This is a genomic window from Desulfosoma profundi, from assembly GCF_055387865.1.
Window position 1 is genome coordinate 1,105,770 of record NZ_AP042420.1, and the last position, 18,063, is coordinate 1,123,832.

Genomic DNA, 18,063 nt, shown 5'->3' on the forward strand with positions numbered 1-18,063 from the left:
CAAGACCTTTCATCGAATAATGGAAAGCGGGACGATCGGCGCACTGTGGACCCGCGGCGTTCGCTTTGCCTTCGCCCGACTTTTCTACGGTCGTCCACCGGAAGCCCCGGGTCCCTGGCATGAGTGCACCTGGCTTGGTGTCCCCACTCTAAAATGCCCGCTGGACTTGTGGGTCTATCAGGAAATTCTCTGGGAAACCCGCCCGGAGGCCATTGTGGAGTGTGGGACGGCTTATGGAGGCAGTGCCCTGTATTTGGCCACCGTGTGTGAGGCCATGAAGCACGGTCACGTGTTCTCCGTGGACATCCGCCCTTATGACCAACGCCCCAAGCACCCGCGCATCACTTACCTCACGGGCGACTCCACCTCCGCCGAAACGGTCGCCCAGGTCGCCCAACTCGTGGATCCGTACACCCGGCGTCTGGTTCTGCTGGATTCCGATCATCGTCAGGACCACGTCCTCAAAGAACTTGAACTCTACGCCCCCTTGGTCTCCGTCGGATCCTACCTCATCGTGGAAGACACGAACATCAACGGTCACCCGGTTTTGGAGGATTTCGGTCCGGGTCCGATGGAGGCCGTGCGGATCTTCCTGCGGAATCACCCCCAATTTGTCCCGGATCGACGCCGGGAACGTTTCGGCTTGACCTTCAACCCTTACGGATACTTGAAGCGAATCCGATGAACGAGCCCTTATCCACCCATGCCGACCTGTATCCTGAAGCGGTCATCCTCGAAGTGACGAACGCATGTAACCTTCGATGCCTCCACTGCCATTTCCACGGAGAGGGTGCCCCGAGGCGCCGCCCCATCGGGTTCATGAGCCCTCGGCTGTGGCGCCGAGTTTTGGATGAGCTGGCCCACTGGTCTCGTCCCGTCGATCTCCTCACCCACGGCGCCGGCGAACCCCTTCTGTACCCGCACTTGGAGGATCTCCTCGCTCACGCGGTACGGCTGCCTCACATCAAAGTCGGCTTCATGACCAACGGGATGCTGCTGAACGCCGCGTGGGCGGAAAAACTTCTGGACCTCCAGGTGGACTTCTTGGCGTTGAGCATCGACGGGGTTGTCCCTGCAACCCACGATGCGGTCCGGCGTAACGCCTCCTTGGAACTCATCGAACACAATGTGCGACACCTCATCGACCGCAAGCGTCAGACCGGTTCCAGCAAACCCTCTCTTTCACTGAACATGGTCCTCTATCCCCACGTGGTGGAACAAGCGGACGATTTTGTGGACCGCTGGCTTCCCTATGCGGAAACCATTACGTTGGCTACCTTTCGCCCCATCGGATCGCGCCGACTCTGGCCTCCGTCTCAACAGCCGCCTCCGTTTCGCCCCTGCGCTCTTTTGTGGAAACAGGTCGTCATTGCCTGGGACGGTCGTATGGGGTTGTGCTGTGAGGATATTCATCTAGATGTCCCCGTAGGGAGCCTCGATCAAGAGTCCGTGTTGGATGTGTTCCGGCACGGGCCTGACCTTGTGGCCCATCGTGCGGCCCACCTCAGAGGAGATCTCACAAACCTGCCTTTGTGCCGTGAATGCGACGTGTGGGGAGCGGAAATCCCCTTGGAAGAAGGCCACCACCTGCGCGGAGACATTTCCACATTCACGGTGCGGACCCCTGCCTATCGCCTCTTCCGCCCCGAAAGGATCCCGCCGGCATGACACCCCGTTTCAGTGTGTGGTGGCCCCGAGAGTTGCATTCTTCTTTGGCGGCGCCCGACGCCTTCACCATGTCTTTCTGCCTCAAGCAAAGCCGAAAAGCCACGGAATCCGGCCCCATTGCGGCTCAATGGCTCTTCTACGACGCAGCCACGACAGCCGAATCGGTGCTCGCCCAAACAAGCCAATCCTTGGTCCTCTGCGTCGCCGACCCTACGATCCTCCTCAACCCCTTTGGTCTTCACCGTCTGACTGAGACCGCCGAAAAATCGGCGTCCACCATCGGTCCGGCTTTTTCCGACGGCCGGCCGCCTCAAATCGTCCGGCTTCCATTCCCTTACTGGGACCTCCCCACCTATTGGGAAGTCGCTCAGCACTTGGCCGCTCAGACAGACGAGGTTGCGCCGAGGGTCTCCGTCTTGGACGGGCGATGCTTCCTCACCCCGAGGGAGGTCCTGGAGGCGGCAAGCCGCGCCGCCCCCTCCGCAAAAGTCACCGACCTGCTCCTCACTGTGGTCGGGAGCGGCGGCTTGGTGGATGCTGGCGCTTTTTTTCATGTGTTCGGCCCGACCCATGACCGGCCGCGTGAGGACCTGGCCGCCTTGGTCCCCTCCCACGTGCACAAAATCTTGGACGTAGGCTGCGCCACAGGGCTCTATGGCAAAACCCTTCGGCAGTCCCGATCCTCCCTCTATCTCGTGGGGGTGGAACCCGATCCGCAGCAGGCTCGTGCGGCGGCCCATTGTTACGACCGCATCTATGAACAGTCTTTTGAACAGGCCGTCATCGAGGACGGTCCTTTTGACCTGGTCAACTGCGGAGACGTTTTGGAACACTTGGTGGATCCTTGGACGTCTTTGGCAAAAATTCGCACCCTACTCCGACCCCAAGGCTTCCTGGTTCTGAGTGTTCCTCACATCGGCCATTGGACGGTGGTGCGTGCGTTGCTCCAAGGAATTTGGACTTATGTTCCCGAGGGCCTTTTGAGTCGAGGACATCTGCGGTGGTTCACGGAGGAAAGCTTGCGGGAAGCTTTGGTCGAGGCCGGTTTCATCATCGATGTTTTCCACCGACGCCGGCCCGAACCTACCCCGCAAGGCCGAGCGTTCCTTGAGAGTTTGAAAGCGCTGCGAGGTGTTGAGGTTCACGAGGAGAGTCTGTGCACCGATGGGTTTTTGGTTCGCGCGCGAACAGCCCCTTAGGAGACTCCCCAAGGGGGCGGTATTCATGCTTGCGACGTGGGGCTTTTTTTGTTTTTTGGTGCATCGGCGTGGTGTGGACGGCGGACCTCCTCTTGGCGGTCATGTCAAGCACGCGACAGATCGGCACCGGCCGGCCGACCATGGATTTGACAAATCGTGGAGTCGAGGACGATCCTCCCCCAAGGGAGGCCGAACACCTCCAGACATCTCGCCTGGGCGGCGGCAGATGCGACCCTTTGAGACCGCGGGCCAAGGTTCCGAAAGGACGCGGGCCCTTCCCATGGAGCATTGTGATCGCGCGGACGAGCGTTCTGAATGATCGAGCGCGGGGCGAAGACCAGAAGCCTATTCCTCCACGACGCGTTTTGCACAGGAAGGGATGATGCATGGGGATCGGCAAATCTTTTTGCACGGGAGCGCTCTCGCGCCTCCGGCTCGGCTGCTCGGGCAAGACTTATGCCCTTGGCAGTGAAACGAACCCCGGGGATATGCTGCGACCACGACACCACCAAGCGACCCTTTGCATGTCCCTGCAAAGGGTCGCCCCTATAGGAAGACAAGACACATGAGTGTCACTGCCCTCGTCGTCAATTACCGCACCGGCGCTCTGGTGGCCTCTCTGGTGCCCCATCTGGTTCAGGATCCGTCGGTCCGCGAAATCATCGTCGTCGACAACAGTTCCAATGATCCCACAGATCCGAAGACCTTTGTCGGCCCTCATCTCCGGTACGTGCCTCTTCCGACAAACATGGGTTTTGCCGCCGCCGTCAACGAAGGCATCCGGCGCGCCGCCCATCGTCACGTGGCGGTCATCAACCCCGATGTGCGCCCGGAGGCTTCGTGTGTGTGGCGGCTGTACGAGACGGCGTGCACACTCAACGCCCCTCTCGTGGGCCCGCGCTTCTACTGGGATCCGGACAAACGATTTCGTCTTCCTCCGGCGACCGGAGCCTGTCTCTGGTGGGATTGCGCCGTGCGTTTCGCCCGACACCACCCCCTCGACGCTCAGATCCTGCAATGGTATTGGATCATGCGCCACGATCGGTTCTGGTCGGAAAAGGCCCCTTTTCCTGAACCTTTCCTGTCGGGAGCCCTCATGATGGTGGACCGAGCCGCCCTGGCTTCCCTGGATGGAGCCGTGTTTGACGAGCGTTTTTTCCTGTACTACGAAGACTCTGACCTCAGCCTGAGAGCTTTACAAGCGGCCCATGCCCCGTTGTGTGACCCTCGAGCCGAAGCCGTGCATTTTTGGAATCAGTCGCCCGAACCGGAAACCCCCAAAGCCGCATTGATGGCCGCCGCCCATCGAGCGTTCTATGCCAAGCACTATCGGGCTGATCCTCCCGGATCGACCGTCGACGCCATCATGCGGGCGAAGGACCCCGCGAACCTACCTTACGGGAAAGGACCCGACGCCGACACGAGTGTGGACTCTCCATGGAGCGCCCTGAGAAGGCCTGGTCAGCCCCCTGTCTTTCGTTGGGAACAAACCACCGTCCCCCCAACCTTTTCGTGCCCTGTAGCGGAAAACGTCCCCCGGCCCCTCTACCTGGAATTTGCCGTGTCACCTCTTTTCATCCCCTTTGCTCAAGCCGACTTCCCCGGGGACACTTTCACGTTTCCGGAATCCATTTGGGTGAATTTGGCGCCGGGAACTTATTTTTGCCGCCTCAGGAGCCCTCAGTTCGGCACCCTTGCGGTCTGGGAATGGACGAAAAAATAGCCATCCGTAAAAAACCCTCTTCATTGCCGGACAAGGCTGCGGAGACTCTCGTGGAGGACAAGTTTTTGGACACACCCCAAGGCGTTTTTCGGCTGCGGCCTTTCGGCCCCGAACAGGTCGACGCGTTCAGCGCCTTGTGGGAGAGCGCCTTCGGTCGCCCGCTGGATCCCGAGGTTCGGCGCTGGAAGCTGGAGAACAACCCCTTCGGCGTGCTCATGACCCTCTGTTACGCCGAAAACCGCGATCCTGTGGCCTGTTTCGGCGGCATTCCTTATCCGGCCCTTTATCATGGCCGCCCCTTGCGCATTCTCCACGCCGTGGACAACATGTCCCATCCGAGGTATCGGGGTGTTCTCACCGGCCGCAAGGGTCTCTTCGTCCGGCTTGTGGAGCATTTCTTGGCCCATGAGGCCCCGGGGGCTCACATTGCTTTCATCTACGGCTACCCCGGGGAAAGACATTACCGCCTGGGGCACCTCATGCTCGGCTATGAACCCTTGCCCCGGTCCTTGGTCCCCTTGCAGTTCAGTTCCGGCAGGACACCGAAGAAAGCCTTCCCATGGTGGCGTATCGCCCGGGAAATCCCCACCGAGGAGGACCTCCACACCCTTTGCGGCTTGGCCGGCAAGGCTTTCCCTTTTTCGGTGCGTCGCGATGCGGCCTATTTTCGCTGGCGTTTTCTCCACCATCCACGGGGAGGCTACCATGTTTGGACCTGCCGGCGGCTTTGGCAACGCCGCCTGCGCGGCTATGTGGTCTGGAAAATCACGGACCGGCAGGCCACCCTTGTGGACATTTTCTGGGATGGGACAGACGACGTGGCCATGGCGCTGGTTCATCGGAGCTGCACGGACTTGATGTCCGAAGGCACGGTGGCTTTCGAAGCCTGGGTTCCCCAGCACGCTCGTCTTGAAGAGTTGTTTTTGGGTCTCGGGTTCCGGCCCGCTCAAGAAGCGCTGAAAATCGTTCCAGCCTACGTCCAGCGGCCGCTGTCACCGATTCTCTCCCCCCGTGAAGCGGCCCGCCACTTTTACAGCACCATGGCGGATGCGGACCTTTTTTGACAATAGACTGAATCCCCGCGATCCCTGCCGTGGCTCTCTGCTTTGCCGTCATGATTGGGAACCGATGCCCGCCTTGGGGAACGGCAGTTCATCCTGCCTATCCAACGCGGTGCTTCGGATCATGGCCCCGCCCGGTAACGGGGGCGACCACGGCGGGCACCCCGACGGACAAAGGACCCCCCGATGGGGCTAGCGCGTAATGATTAAACTCAATTCGTGGAACGAGACGGCGTGGGCTGAAGCCGTGTGAAAATGCGACGGGCCGCTCTGCCGCACAAAGAGGATCCGATGATCTCTGCCAGACCCTCCGTGATCAACGCCATCTTGCGCCAAACGAATGGGGCGCGCCATCCCAAGGTTCAAGAAGAATGCGGAAAAAAAGGCTTCAAGAGGGACCGGCCGAAACGCATCACTTCCCGAAGGGGCCGGGTGATTCTCCAAAATCTGGAATTGTAAATCTCCCGAAGGAGCGCCTCCGCCGATTGTGCGCGCTGCTCCAGTTCGGCCAGCCGCCTGTGCGCTTCATCGAGCCCATGCGTCAGTTCCTCCTGGGCCTTGGCCCTTTCGGCGATCTCCTGCTGGAGCGCCTGCACGAGCTGTTCCAAGCTGGCTTTTCCGCTTGTCAGCGCGTCCACCTGTTCGCTAAGGGCTTTCTGAAGGCTTTCTTTCGCCTGGATTTCGGCGCGGGCCTGGTCTCTTTCCGCCCGAAGGTGATCCATAAGCTGGGAAAGCACATAGAGGGATTCATCAATGGAGGGGATGCCGAGCCGTTCCACCCATTTGGCGATCACGCGGGCTCTATGGACACGGTAGTAGTCTTCCTGGCGCTGCCGGGAAAGACCCGAGGTTCCCAAGCCGTATCGGTAGACTGCCGAAATGCCCGGGACATGACAAAAATCCCCATGGGCGGCCAGTTGAAGAAAAAAGTCCCAGTCCTCCAAAACCTCCAAAGACTCGTCAAACCGGCACTTTTTTTCGTCCACAAGGCGTCGGTCGAACAGCAGGGCCATGTTCGGGATATAGTTGGCTGCGAGAAGTCGGGCAAAGGACCACGGCTGGTCATACTCCAAAAGAACCCGTCCCGCCTCGTCCACGACGCGAACCCCTGCGTACGCCGCAAGGACCTCACCGTCGGCGGCAGACAGCCGCTCCACCAACCGAGAGATATGGTCCGGCAGCAAAAGATCGTCATCGTCAAGGAACATGAGATAGCGCCCTTGGGCATGGTCCAAACCCACGTTGGCCGCTCGGCTTCGCCCGAGGGGTCCTCGGTCCTCCGTCACAACGACCTTCCACCACGGACGGCACGGGGTCACAGGGCCATGCGGGCCCCCTTTGGCGTTGACCACCACCAACTCGATGTTCGGATAGATCTGATCGGCCAAGGATTGCAGGGCATCCCTCAGACAGGGGCGATCCATGCTGCGGACGATGACACTCACCAAGGGAAGCCCCGAAGCGTCCACCGCAGCGCCGGCCTCCGCCCGTTGGTCCAAAAAGGTTCGATAAATCACACCCAAGCCCTGGTGCAACTGCGATTGTTCCACCACGAAAAAGGCCTCGGCCCATCCACAGTCGGCATCTCCGCCGAACCCCCGGTAGCGGTTCAGACCCAAGATGCGCTCACGATAGGCGTTCAAAGCTTCTTGCGAGGCAAAGCACCGCATGGCCTGATCTTTGGCCTCGATGGTGCTGGAAATATCCACAAGCCAGTTCGGCACCAGAGGTGCGCTGACCTCATAGAAGACCAAGGTCCGATTACCCTGGCTGCGACGAACCGCTTCCGCAACAGCCAAGCTCAAGGCCTGATGGTCCGGGTGTCTTTCCGAAAGGGAAGGAACGAAAATCCAGTCGGCCTCGGTGGTCTCGAGAAACCCTTGGATCCGCTGAACCAAACCTTCCCCGTAACGGAGCTGCCGGTCCTGAAGATCCCAGAAGACAGGCGGACCGTATCCGAGGATGTTCGCCGCGCGGCGGGATTCCTCCTTGCGAATCAGGGGATCGGCGGCCTCGCCGCCCGGGGTGCAGACGACGACCGTGATGGGCACATTCCGGCGGGCCCAGAGGCACAGCGTTCCGCCGCATCCATAGACTTCGTCGTCGGGATGTGGAGCAAAAACGAGAACCCTTCGGGCACGAGGAAGGGATTGGGTGGGACGGGGCGTATGCTGATCTTCCCCGATCCGATCTGTCGGTGCGGGCAAAGTCTCTCTCCGATACCGTATCACCCGAGGATCGCCCCTTCAGGGGGAATCATTGACTTCCGGCATATGGACGGAATCACCCCGCCCGTGGGGGTGGGCCGCTTCCGGGACGACCACCCCGGCGGAACGAACCTCTGGGTGCGGTGACGTTCTGGTGGAGGAAACGGCGTCCTCACCGTCCACCTGTTTCCTGCCGTAACCATCCCCGGCGGCTCGTTTTCTTGGCCTCCATCATGACCGAAGAGGGCCTCACGAGACAAAACGGTCCGCTCCGTAAAAATCCCCCAGGGCGGGGAGCCGCGGCTACGTGTCGCCCAACGGCTCCCTCACGGCCGCCTCGGGTGCCGGAGGACCGACATAGATTGTGCCGTATCGGGTCTTTTCAGGAGCCAAGGTCCCTCCGGCGGCTGTGACATACAAGGACCCGTCGACTCGGCTCCGGATGACTTCGCGCCCCGTTAACGTGGCCACAAAATTGTCCATGAGGCGTCCGGCGGCATGCTGAATGGCTTGGGATGTCAAGGTGTCCACGTCCTTGTCGCCGAAAAAGGTTTTCGGGGTCACCTTGATCTCGGCTCGATTGGACCACACGATGTAGCCGGTGCGCACATCCTGAGCAATGACACGCAGCTGGACGATCACGCTGTCTACGCGCCCACCCTTGTGGGCGAGGAAAGCCAGTCCGGCTCCTGTGGCTCCCCAAATCGCCGCGTTCCACTCGGCAAAATCCTCTTCGCTCACCACTTGTCCCCCAAAGCGCGGGTGCCCGGTGACCTTTTTGTCGTCATCCTTGAGCGGCCAGTTGTCCGGGGCAATGGCCGCCCCCAAGAGGCCGCCGATGGCCATTTTGTCGATCATTTCATAGGCATCGCTCTGGGCCACCCCGAATACCGTGCGCTGACCGACCTTGAACAGGAACGGCAAAATCCCCGTTTGGAACGGGTTGAAACTGTCCTCTTGGCCGGATTTGAACATCACGATCCGGCCCCGAAACACGTAATCCGCCGCAAAATACCGCCCCAGTTCCCGTACCGCCTTCGTGTCGAGAATCATGCGTTTCTCGTCCTCCCAATAGCCCCGGCCGCTCTCCGTCTTTTGAGAGGACTTGCCGGCACTCGTGAGATACAAGGCCCGAAACAATTCCGCTTTCATCCCCGGGGACCATTCCTTGGCCAGCTCCCGTTCGAGAACCTCCATATCCGGCGTGTGGGGCCCTTGCGGGGACGCCTCTTTGATGAACCCTTTTTCCAAGAGGTAGGCGACCACGTCTTCATAAACAGCGGCGCTGAAACCGTAGCGGTTCAGTTCATCACTGAGCGCTTCGTTGACGAGGACGTTCCGGAGCCAGTATTCATACAGGGAATCGTCGGTGGTGTAATCGGAAAACGGCATGACCACGACCCGCTGAGCCGCTCCCGCCGCCGATTGCCGGATCACCGGCGCCACATTTTCCACCACCGTGGTGCCGCATCCCGCACTCAGGGCCATCAGGGCACAGATCAGAAAAATTTTCGATCTCATGGTATCCCCCCTTGATCGCAAGGCATTTCGGCACCGTTCAGGGAACAATCGCCCAACGGCTCGCCTCAAATTTCTCCCAGGCCGACCACCGACCGTCGTAGGCAAATCGCCAACGGCCGCTCATTTTGTCCGCCGTCATCCTTTCGATCTCATACTGATATTGCACACCTTTTTCGACAAAATCCATCACATAGAGCTGCTGCACTCCGTCCCCGGGTCGGCAGGTCACGGCCGATCCGTCCCATGTGCCCGTATAAATCGGCGTCCCCGGCTGACGTTTGAGCACCAAAGGTCGCTCCGGTCCATAAGAATACTGCGCCCCTTGGTATGTTTCCGTCACAAGCCACGTTCCTTCCACCGTGCGCACATTGATCTGGACCTTTTGCACTTCCCGTGTGGACGAGAGATCCGAACCCACACGGACACTCACATGGATTCTTCCGAAAAGGCCGAGCAGCTGTAAAGGTCCGATAGGGATGTAGGGCACCGGCCCGGCGGCGTAATACCATTGATCCGCGCCGGGCAGGGGCACACCGTTCACCAAGACATCCGTGATCCCTCCCGGGCAATGGGCCGATAAGGCATAGACGCGGCCCGGAATGGCGTCCGGCACTGCAGCCAGCACGTAGACCTTCTCGTCCAAACTGCACATTTCGTCCAGAGTTCCGGGAAAGCCATCGGGATCGATCCAGAGACCTCCTGCCGTTTGGCAGCTCAGCGCCGATGGATAGCGCACCACCGTTTGTGGAGCACTCAGGAGCATTTCAAACCACGCCGTATCCACCGCTTCCACCAAAACATATCCAGGGCTGGACTGGAGCACCAGGTTCGGCGGTATCGGAGGCGTGACGGGTTCGCCCGGCCTGCGGATGTCCACCACCACCGGCACCACGCGCAGCGCCGTTCCGCTCAGGTTGGAAACCTTGACACTCCCTTCCCAGCGGCCGTAACCATACCCGTTCAACACCGAAAGATCCAACCGCACGCTCACCCGGGTGCCGACGCCCGAGCCGGTCAGGGTGCCGGCGGCGTCATCCAGATTTGTCAGGACAAGATAAGGAACGTCGGTCCAGACGATCCAGCCGTCGTTTTGGGAGGCCACATTCAGGACTTCTTCGCTCGCCGTCTCGAGAAAACCTTCCGCAGACTTTTGCAGACTCCAATAGAGGTACGACGGGTATACGGACAATGTCTCGTTGGAAACCACCACAACGCGAAGCCGCACCGACACCTGGACCGGTTCGGGATTCAAACTGGAGCGAAAAACAATCGCGCCCTCCACCGTGTTGACCGATGACGTCAAAGGCACGAGTCGTGGATCCACGGTGAGGGTCACCGTGGTGTTACCGCGCCCGAAGGCCGGATCCACTCGAAGCCACGGAACCAAAGCCTCCGCCGACCAGTCGTATTCGTTCCATGTGGGATCGGCGTTGCGGACCTGGAGCGGAAAGACCTGGGGGGAGAGATTGTTGGTGGTGAATTCCACATCCAGCGCCGAAGGCGACACGGTCAGCAGATTCCCGATCACCCGCTCCACGGTGAACGTCACGATGACCGTTCCCGAGCCGGTGATTTGGTCACCCGTGACCGTGGGTGTGGACGTGGTAATGGTCACGGTGCCCAAAAATTCCCCCACCATTTTTTCCGAAATGGTCACACTCACCGTGGCGGTGCCGGGCACTTTCCCCGTGGTGGGACTGATCTGGAGCCATGGCTGATCGCTGGCGGCGGAAAAGGTCGTCTCCTTGCCCTCCGCAGGCGTCGGACCACCACTGATGGACACCGAAAAGCTAGAGGGACCGAACTTTTCACCGGGCAACAGGCGGATGGTCCCCAGATCCACAAAATTGGGGGAGATCGTCAGGCCCACCCCGGTCGTCCGCGTGACCGTCAAGGTCACAGGAATTTTGGCAACGCCTGTGCCGGTGCCGTCCTCTTTCACACCGGTCACCGTGATTTCGGCCGAATATGTGCCTGTGACCATGGTGGCCGATACGGTAACCTTGGCCGTGATGACACCGGGTATGCCGCCGTTGGTGGGATCCAGGACCAGCCATGGTGCATTGCCGGACGCCACATATTTTGTTGTCCCATTGTCTGTGCCGACGACCGAAATGCTGAATTGGAGCGGACCCAACGTTTGGCCGGGCCCGAGGATATACGGACCCAACGACACGTTTTGGGGTTCCACGGAAACGCCCGCCCACGCCCCGCAGCTCAAGAAAGCCGCCACGAAGAAAAAGAGCAGCGCCGTCACCCCCCGCCATTCTCGTGTCCCCCAGTGACCCATGGCTTTCCTCCCTTGTTTTCCCTCGGGTCGAGGTCAAGGCCGTCACGCGCTCGGCGAAACCGCCTCCCGCCGATTACGGACTCTGTTTTTCCACCAGATCGCGAAGTTTCTGAACCTTCCCGTAAAACTCTTCCGTGACCATATCCGCTTCCGCCCGGCTTCGAACCACCTTCGGCGTAATGAGAATAATCAGCTCGGATTTGGCGTTGTCTTTGCTCTTTGCGCCGAAGAGGTATTTCAACACGGGCATATCGCGCAACCCAGGCACCCCGGAACGGCTCAGGGCATCTCGGTTCCGCATCAGACCGCCGATCACGATCATCTGACCATCATGGACGACCAGGGACGTTTCGGCTCTGCGGCTCACAATGGAGGTGGTTTTCAGCTCCACGTCCCGTTCTCCTCTTTCGCTGACTTCCTGAGAAATATCAAGTCGAACCAGCCCCTTGGAGCTGATGTGGGGGGTGACTTTGAGAATAATGCCGGTTTTGCGATACTGGATAGTCCGCGTTGTTGCCGTGAGCTCCTGACTGGTCGTTTCCCCCGTGACCAACGGCACTTCTTCGGCCACCTCGATGTAGGCTTCTTTATGATCGCTGGCCATGATGTTGGGAGAGGACAAGATATTGACTTCGGAGTCCTTCCCCAAGGCGTAAATAAGGCCTCTGAGGAATTCCGTTCCGTCGAGCACGGCCGCCGTGAACCCACTGCCGGCCCCTAAGGCCTGCGGGGCCTTGCGCGTGCCGTCCAGAATCCATTGACCGGTGTATTTGTCCCAATGGCCCTGGAGGAACCATTCGATGCCGTATTCCACAGAACCCGAAAGGCTGATCTCGGCGATAATCACGCTGATCAACACTTGGCGCGGAATAATATCCAGCTTTTGTAAAACGCTCAGGATTTCCTGATAGTCCCTTTCCGTGGCTCGAATAATCACGGCGTTGGTGGTGGGATCGGCCACCAGGGACACCTCGTCCGTGAGCTTTCCTCCTATGGCGGTGGGAGCCGTCGGGGTACTCCCGGAAGTTCGGGATCCCAACGTCGTGGCCGATGTTCCCGACCCCAAGGATGTGGTCGGAGTGGGTGAGGTTCCAGTAGTTGTGGACGGGGTCACCACGCTTTTCATTCGGGATTCGTCTCGTTGGCGAAGGCTCGTCGTGGCGATCCCATAGATGTGGCCGATGAGATTGGCCAAATCTTCCGCCGAGCCGTTTTCCACGAAATACACATGGACGCTTTGCCCGCCGCCGCCCGGTTGGTCAATAAACGGGATCCACCTCTGGACGTGATCCAGGACCGAGGGCAGTCGGGAGGCCGCCATGACCGCATTCAAACTTTTGATGGGAAACAGCTGAAAAGCCCCCGCTTCGGCGCCCTGGCGCACGTAGAGGCCTTGAGCGCTGAGGATTTTGCCGAGTTCTTCCACCACCTGTTCCGCTTTGGCATGTTTCAGGGGGTAGATTTTCCATGAGACCTCACGAATGTAATCCACATCCATGGCCGCCAGGAGGCCCACGACCCGATCGATGGTGGCCGGGGTGTCCGTGAGGATGAGGGTGTTGCCGGCCGTCTCCGGCACCACCACCGCCCCGGGCGACATAAACGGACGCACGTTGTTGGCCGCCGTGGTCGCGTCCAGGTACAAAAGGCGCACCATGCGCGTGACCTCTGCCAGAGCCTCTCCCGGCTCGCCGGGTTCCAAACCACGGGCGAGGCCCGCGCTCTGATCCTTGCGAACCACCTTGATCATCCGGCCCGGGCCGGGAACGAGAGCCAACCCGCTCACTTGGAGCACGTCACTGAGAACATTTATAAATTCGGCACGAGAATAATTTCCCTTGAGCCGAAAAGTGACTTTCGCCTGCAGACTCGGATCGGCAATGTACGGGGTGTGGAAGAGTTGATAGAGCGTTGCGTCCAACACCTGATAGATGTCGGCAGCATCGAAAGCCAAATCCAACGCGATTTTTTCTTCCTCGGGCACTTCGGGCTTCGCCGCCCCCCCGGGGCGCACCCCTGTGGCCGGACCGCGGCGGGGCGGGCTTGCCGTATATGACAGAGGCCGCCGGGCGGCGTTCTTGTCCCCGTCAGCGCCCTCGGGCGACCGAACGGTAATGGCTCCCCCCGTGGGGCTCCCGGTGTCGTCGGCCACCGTCGTTTTCACGGTGGGCTGCGGAACAGCCGCGCTGGACACCGGAGGCGAAGGCGACGGGCGTGTGTGCATTTTTGAAGAAGAACACGCGGTCAGGCTGAGACCTACAGCGATGACGGTCAGCACGACCCACGCGCTCGTTCTCCGGCAACCGCGGCGCCGCCCCTCGGGACCCGCGCCTTCTCTCCGGCCGCCCATCCCGCAGACCGCCCCTCCGACCTCTCGCCCCACCTCAGTGCCCCACCTCTTCTCAATTGCGTGTCGAAACATATCTCTTGAGCGTCTCCACATCCACAAAAAGAGTTCCCACACGGAGGGTGACAAGAAGCGGCACCCCTTGCGCCCCTCGATAAACAATGGAAAGGCTTTCCACACGCACCAATTTTTCTTCGGATTCCAAAAACCGCAGCACCGCCGCCAACCCCTCAGGGGTCACGTTCAACCGGAACTCCGTGACCGCCATGGGGATGCCTTCCCACGACGATGGACCCAAAACACTGTAGGATTGAACGGTCACCCCGCTTTTCTCAAAAACCTCTTGGAGGATCTGCTGCATCTTGGCACCGGCTTCTTCCAGGCTGCGGGCCGGCAACAACATCCGCTCGATCCGGGCCACATCCTGTTCCACCAACCCGCCCCGGGCCAAATCCTCCTGAAGCTTGACCAGATGCCGCCTCAAGGCGGACTCCTTCGTGCGCAACGCCTCCAGCTGTGTCTGTAACGCCGCCTTCTCGGCCGCCACCGGCACGTAGTCCACCCACATCCAAAGAACAAAAGCCGTGCCGGCGAGAACGGCGATCACACCCCATGAACGCCACTTTTTTCCCCAAAAAAACCTCATTTTTTCAACTCAATGACCAGCTGAAAATTTTCTTTCCCATCGGGGCGACGATTCACGGCGCCGCGAATCTGCACATCCTTGACAAAAGGGGAGGTCCGTATCGCCTCCAAGAATTTGAGGGAATCCGGGCTTACCATCTGGAGCACAAATTGCGTCTGGTCGTAGCGCACATTGGACACCCACGTCCCTTCGGGGCTTCGAGTCGCCAGATCGTTGAAAAAAGAATAAAAATTCGGCCTCTGCCCCACGAAACCTTCCGCTCCGGCGAGCAATGTGCGCACCCTTTGCATCTCTTCAACGTTTTTCTTCAACGGCTCCAACTCTCGTTCCAACCCGTGGATCGTCGTCTTCGTCCTCTCGATCCTGTTCTGCAGTTTATGGACCTTGCGCTCGGTATCGGCGGTGAGGATCCAGCCCGTGAGCAACAGGACCAGCATGCCCGGAAGGACCACCTTGGCGGGGTGAAAGATGCGGACATGCGGAGGACTTCCGTTGAGGCAAAAGTCAAACCGGCCGTCCACAGCCACCGCCGCCGCCAACACCGCACGATTGTCCAAGGGATGGGGCCAGCCCACCCATGGACCTCGAGGCGGCGGCAGGGAAAGCCCGTGGGCGGCGTCGGGAGAAAAAACGCGGTCCGGAGGAATTCCGGCGTGATGAAGGTGCCCCTTGAGTTCTTGCAGCGACAAAGGCTCCCCGCCGTCTTGGGACACCAGCCACGCATGCACCCGGCCGAGGGAATCCGCAATGACCGCTTCCACCCATTCGCCATGGGACCACACCACGGCCATGGGCGGCTCCATGCCAAGGCGGCGGAGCCATGACATCCAGCCGAAGGAGACCGGAAAGAGTCCCCCAAGCTCCTGCCCATGCCCTGTTTCCGTCATCACCGCGAGAATTGCTTCCAGGTTCTTTTTGGGCGTGTACACCACCGTCGCTTGAACGGACGCATCGCGGAGTCGATGGAGCCGCACATCCAGAAAAACTTCGTTTAATGGCAGGTGACAATGGACCGCCGAGGCGTTCCGCACGGCTTCCAAGGCGTCTTCCAGCGCCATGGGGGGAAGAAACACCTCTCGAACGAACACCTTGTCCCGCGGCAATCCGATGAGAATCGCCCGATCCCGGCGTGGCGGCAGATCACGCAGGAATTCTTCCAGCCCCCGGAGGCCCGGGCTGGTGATTTTTTTCTCCAGGACGGACCCGCCGGCGACCGACACGGGACGCCACCGGCCCCACCGCCTCACCACGCAGAACGTCTCCACGCTTTCCTCGGAAAAGGAAACAGCCACCAGCTCTCGAGGGCCACGCCGCAACATGGAAAGCATCGTTTTCAAAACCAACCCCCGGCGTCCCCGTCAGAACACGCCCACATACCCACGGCACCGGTCCAAAAGCGCCCACGTCGCTTGAGATTCCGCAAAGACCACGAGCTCCACATCATAGCCCTGATCCGATCTGGGAAAAAGAAAAGTCAGACGCGTTCCCGCCCCTCCCACGGCCGAGACGCTTCCCGCAAGACTTCTGGGAACCTGTTCCAGGTTCGTCACCCCTTCTCGATCCGCCGCCTCCCTCGCCGCCTCTTCCCACGGACGACCCCACAATATTTCGGGTGTCACCCCTACGACGAGACGGAGTTCACAGAGGCTGGTAAAGGGACCGTCGGCCGGAGGCGGGAGCCCGAGGCGCAGATAGTCCTCCGTTTCTGCGCCATGCAGCCTTTTCATCGTGTCCTGGTCTTGCCAATCCAAAACGGCATCCACCACCCGATCCACCTGAATGGGTTCCGCCCCAGGCCCCAAGACACGCTCCACGGCTTCCCGTAACCGAGAAGGGTCCGATTGGTTCAGAGGCACCTTACCCCTTTCCTCTTCGCGACGGACCTGAAAGGACATGCCCCCCAAAGAACAGGTGACCCAACGATTTAACGGGAGCACACCCTGGACTTCCCGGGAATGCAGCGTCAACCGGATCATCGAGTGGATGGCTTCCCGCTTTTGGACCTCATCCCAAACCCAGCGCACCTCAACAGCGCGATACCGGGAAAGCTCCGCGGCCTGCATGGCAAGAAAAGACACCCCTGCCAGAACCCACAGCGTGTAGACCAAAACAGCTCCGGGATCCGCCCGTGTCCATGCCCACCCTCTGTGCCTGAAGAGCCGATGGGACAGCGCCCGAGGCGCTCTTTTCGCCGATTGGATCACGCCCGTCATCGCTGCGATCACCCAACGTCCTTGGAAAGACGCACGCCGCCCACCCGTCCCCCTGGATGCCCCAAGCATACAAAAGGACAAACATCGGGCTCGATGGCCAAGGACGCGCCGCCGAACATCGGCAAAAAACCTTGGGCCCACAGCAGTCCATCCTTCCCGCCTTCATGGGGCTTCCTGAGGGGACGGCGGGGCGCCTCCGTGGAAAACCCTGAGCGCCGACCGTCATCGCATCCACCGCCCATCCTTGCCGCAACGCCGCCGTGAGCGCACATTTTCTCCACAGGTCTATCCCGCCGTTGCCCTGGCCGCGGGATCCTTTCCCTCATCGGTCCGCGCCCTACAATCCCTGGGCCTTCAAGCTCTGGAGTCCAAGAACGAAAGTCCAGGTCCGCCCCAGCGTCCGCCGGCCCTGCGTCACCTCAAGTCTCAGCCGGACACGACGGGGATATTCTTCCGTTCCCTCACAAGGCCATTCGGGTGTCCAGACACCTTCCTCGTTTTCCGCAGGATTTTGTGGACGCGCTTCGTAACTCAGTTCGAAGAGCGACACATGGGGAACTCGGCCCAGAGGTTCCACAGGGGTCTGCAGAAGCTGGAGGATCTGTCGTGTCTCCACGCGTACATCTGCGTCGAACGGGGGTTTCACGCGCCACAGGAGAACCTCGTCGTTGACGGGATCGTGAATGTAGGCCGCGAGATGCACTCCCTGAACGGCCGAACCCTCGGGAGCGTAGCGCGTCCAAAAAGCCACGGCGTTCGGGGCACCGCACAGCGGCAGCGGCCGTGCGCCAACCCCCGTGCCCAAAGGTCGTGTCGCCGCCAGAAACTCCAGATCGCGCTCGAAAGCGGCAGGAAGCGAGGAAAGGATTTCCCATCCTGCCGGATCTTCTCCCAGGCGCCGCCATGCGTCCACACCGCCCCGAAACGCCCATGCCAACACAAGCATCAGAAGGGACGTGAGCGTCATGGCCACGAGGATTTCCATGAGGGTAAAACCGGCCGCGGCGGCGGGCCGCCGCGCCTCGGCGGGCTCGTTTTCCCCTGGGGTCACCTTGTGCTCCCCCATACCCTCACAGGCTCCTCGTTCCGTGATGGAACCGCACCCACTTGGTTCCTTACTTTCCCCGGACAAAAAACTTTCCGGGGGCGATGTCAAGCACAGGAAGAATGGCATCCCTCCGTCAAGCC

Annotated in this window: 13 protein-coding genes; 5 read left to right on the forward strand and 8 right to left on the reverse strand. The window is 60.4% G+C overall.

The window, feature by feature from the left end:
• Nucleotides 1–19 precede the first annotated feature (19 nt).
• The 5 genes from ACZ5K9_RS04900 to ACZ5K9_RS04920 all read left to right on the forward strand — a co-directional run bounded on the left by ACZ5K9_RS04900 (nucleotide 20) and on the right by ACZ5K9_RS04920 (nucleotide 5,654).
• Entirely contained in the window at nucleotides 20–685 is a 666-nt protein-coding gene (locus ACZ5K9_RS04900; RefSeq protein ID WP_464273303.1) for a CmcI family methyltransferase, read from the forward strand.
• Complete coding sequence (locus ACZ5K9_RS04905; RefSeq protein ID WP_464273304.1) at nucleotides 682–1,668, forward strand: radical SAM/SPASM domain-containing protein; 987 nt, start codon at nucleotides 682–684, stop codon at nucleotides 1,666–1,668. Before ACZ5K9_RS04900 ends, ACZ5K9_RS04905 begins: the two co-directional genes overlap by 4 nt.
• Nucleotides 1,665–2,867: a class I SAM-dependent methyltransferase gene (locus tag ACZ5K9_RS04910; protein WP_464273305.1), complete on the forward strand. Its 1,203-nt coding sequence runs from the start codon at nucleotides 1,665–1,667 to the stop codon at nucleotides 2,865–2,867. The genes ACZ5K9_RS04905 and ACZ5K9_RS04910 overlap by 4 nt, the downstream gene beginning before the upstream one ends.
• Nucleotides 2,868–3,432: 565 nt before the next feature.
• Nucleotides 3,433–4,590, forward strand: coding sequence for a glycosyltransferase family 2 protein (locus ACZ5K9_RS04915; protein ID WP_464273306.1), 1,158 nt, complete (start codon nucleotides 3,433–3,435; stop codon nucleotides 4,588–4,590).
• 50 nt (nucleotides 4,591–4,640) lie between these two features.
• Nucleotides 4,641–5,654, forward strand: coding sequence for a GNAT family N-acetyltransferase (locus tag ACZ5K9_RS04920; RefSeq protein WP_464273307.1), 1,014 nt, complete (start codon nucleotides 4,641–4,643; stop codon nucleotides 5,652–5,654).
• A gap of 359 nt (nucleotides 5,655–6,013) precedes the next feature.
• Here ACZ5K9_RS04920 and ACZ5K9_RS04925 read toward each other — a convergent pair whose 3' ends face one another.
• The 8 genes from ACZ5K9_RS04925 to ACZ5K9_RS04960 all read right to left on the reverse strand — a co-directional run bounded on the left by ACZ5K9_RS04925 (nucleotide 6,014) and on the right by ACZ5K9_RS04960 (nucleotide 17,941).
• Nucleotides 6,014–7,882 carry a PIG-L family deacetylase gene (locus ACZ5K9_RS04925; protein WP_464273308.1) on the reverse strand — a complete coding sequence of 623 codons (1,869 nt, stop codon included), beginning with the start codon at nucleotides 7,880–7,882 and terminating at the stop codon, nucleotides 6,014–6,016.
• 279 nt (nucleotides 7,883–8,161) lie between these two features.
• Nucleotides 8,162–9,379, reverse strand: a complete 1,218-nt coding sequence (locus ACZ5K9_RS04930) for a hypothetical protein (protein ID WP_464273309.1) — start codon at nucleotides 9,377–9,379, stop codon at nucleotides 8,162–8,164.
• A 37-nt stretch (nucleotides 9,380–9,416) separates the two neighbouring features.
• Nucleotides 9,417–11,669 carry a BACON domain-containing protein gene (locus ACZ5K9_RS04935; RefSeq protein ID WP_464273310.1) on the reverse strand — a complete coding sequence of 751 codons (2,253 nt, stop codon included), beginning with the start codon at nucleotides 11,667–11,669 and terminating at the stop codon, nucleotides 9,417–9,419.
• A 73-nt stretch (nucleotides 11,670–11,742) separates the two neighbouring features.
• The gene (gene gspD / locus ACZ5K9_RS04940; protein WP_464273311.1) at nucleotides 11,743–13,947 is read right to left on the reverse strand and encodes a type II secretion system secretin GspD; all 2,205 of its coding nucleotides are present in this window, start codon (nucleotides 13,945–13,947) and stop codon (nucleotides 11,743–11,745) included.
• Between the two features lie 124 nt (nucleotides 13,948–14,071).
• Entirely contained in the window at nucleotides 14,072–14,662 is a 591-nt protein-coding gene (locus ACZ5K9_RS04945; RefSeq protein WP_464273312.1) for a GspMb/PilO family protein, read from the reverse strand.
• Nucleotides 14,659–15,981 carry a PilN domain-containing protein gene (locus tag ACZ5K9_RS04950; RefSeq protein ID WP_464273313.1) on the reverse strand — a complete coding sequence of 441 codons (1,323 nt, stop codon included), beginning with the start codon at nucleotides 15,979–15,981 and terminating at the stop codon, nucleotides 14,659–14,661. Before ACZ5K9_RS04950 ends, ACZ5K9_RS04945 begins: the two co-directional genes overlap by 4 nt.
• 39 nt (nucleotides 15,982–16,020) lie before the next feature.
• Nucleotides 16,021–16,887 (reverse strand): hypothetical protein, encoded by an 867-nt coding sequence (locus ACZ5K9_RS04955; protein WP_464273314.1) that lies wholly within the window; start codon nucleotides 16,885–16,887, stop codon nucleotides 16,021–16,023.
• Nucleotides 16,888–17,212: 325 nt separating this feature from the next.
• Nucleotides 17,213–17,941 (reverse strand): PulJ/GspJ family protein, encoded by a 729-nt coding sequence (locus ACZ5K9_RS04960; RefSeq protein ID WP_464273315.1) that lies wholly within the window; start codon nucleotides 17,939–17,941, stop codon nucleotides 17,213–17,215.
• Nucleotides 17,942–18,063: the final 122 nt, after the last annotated feature.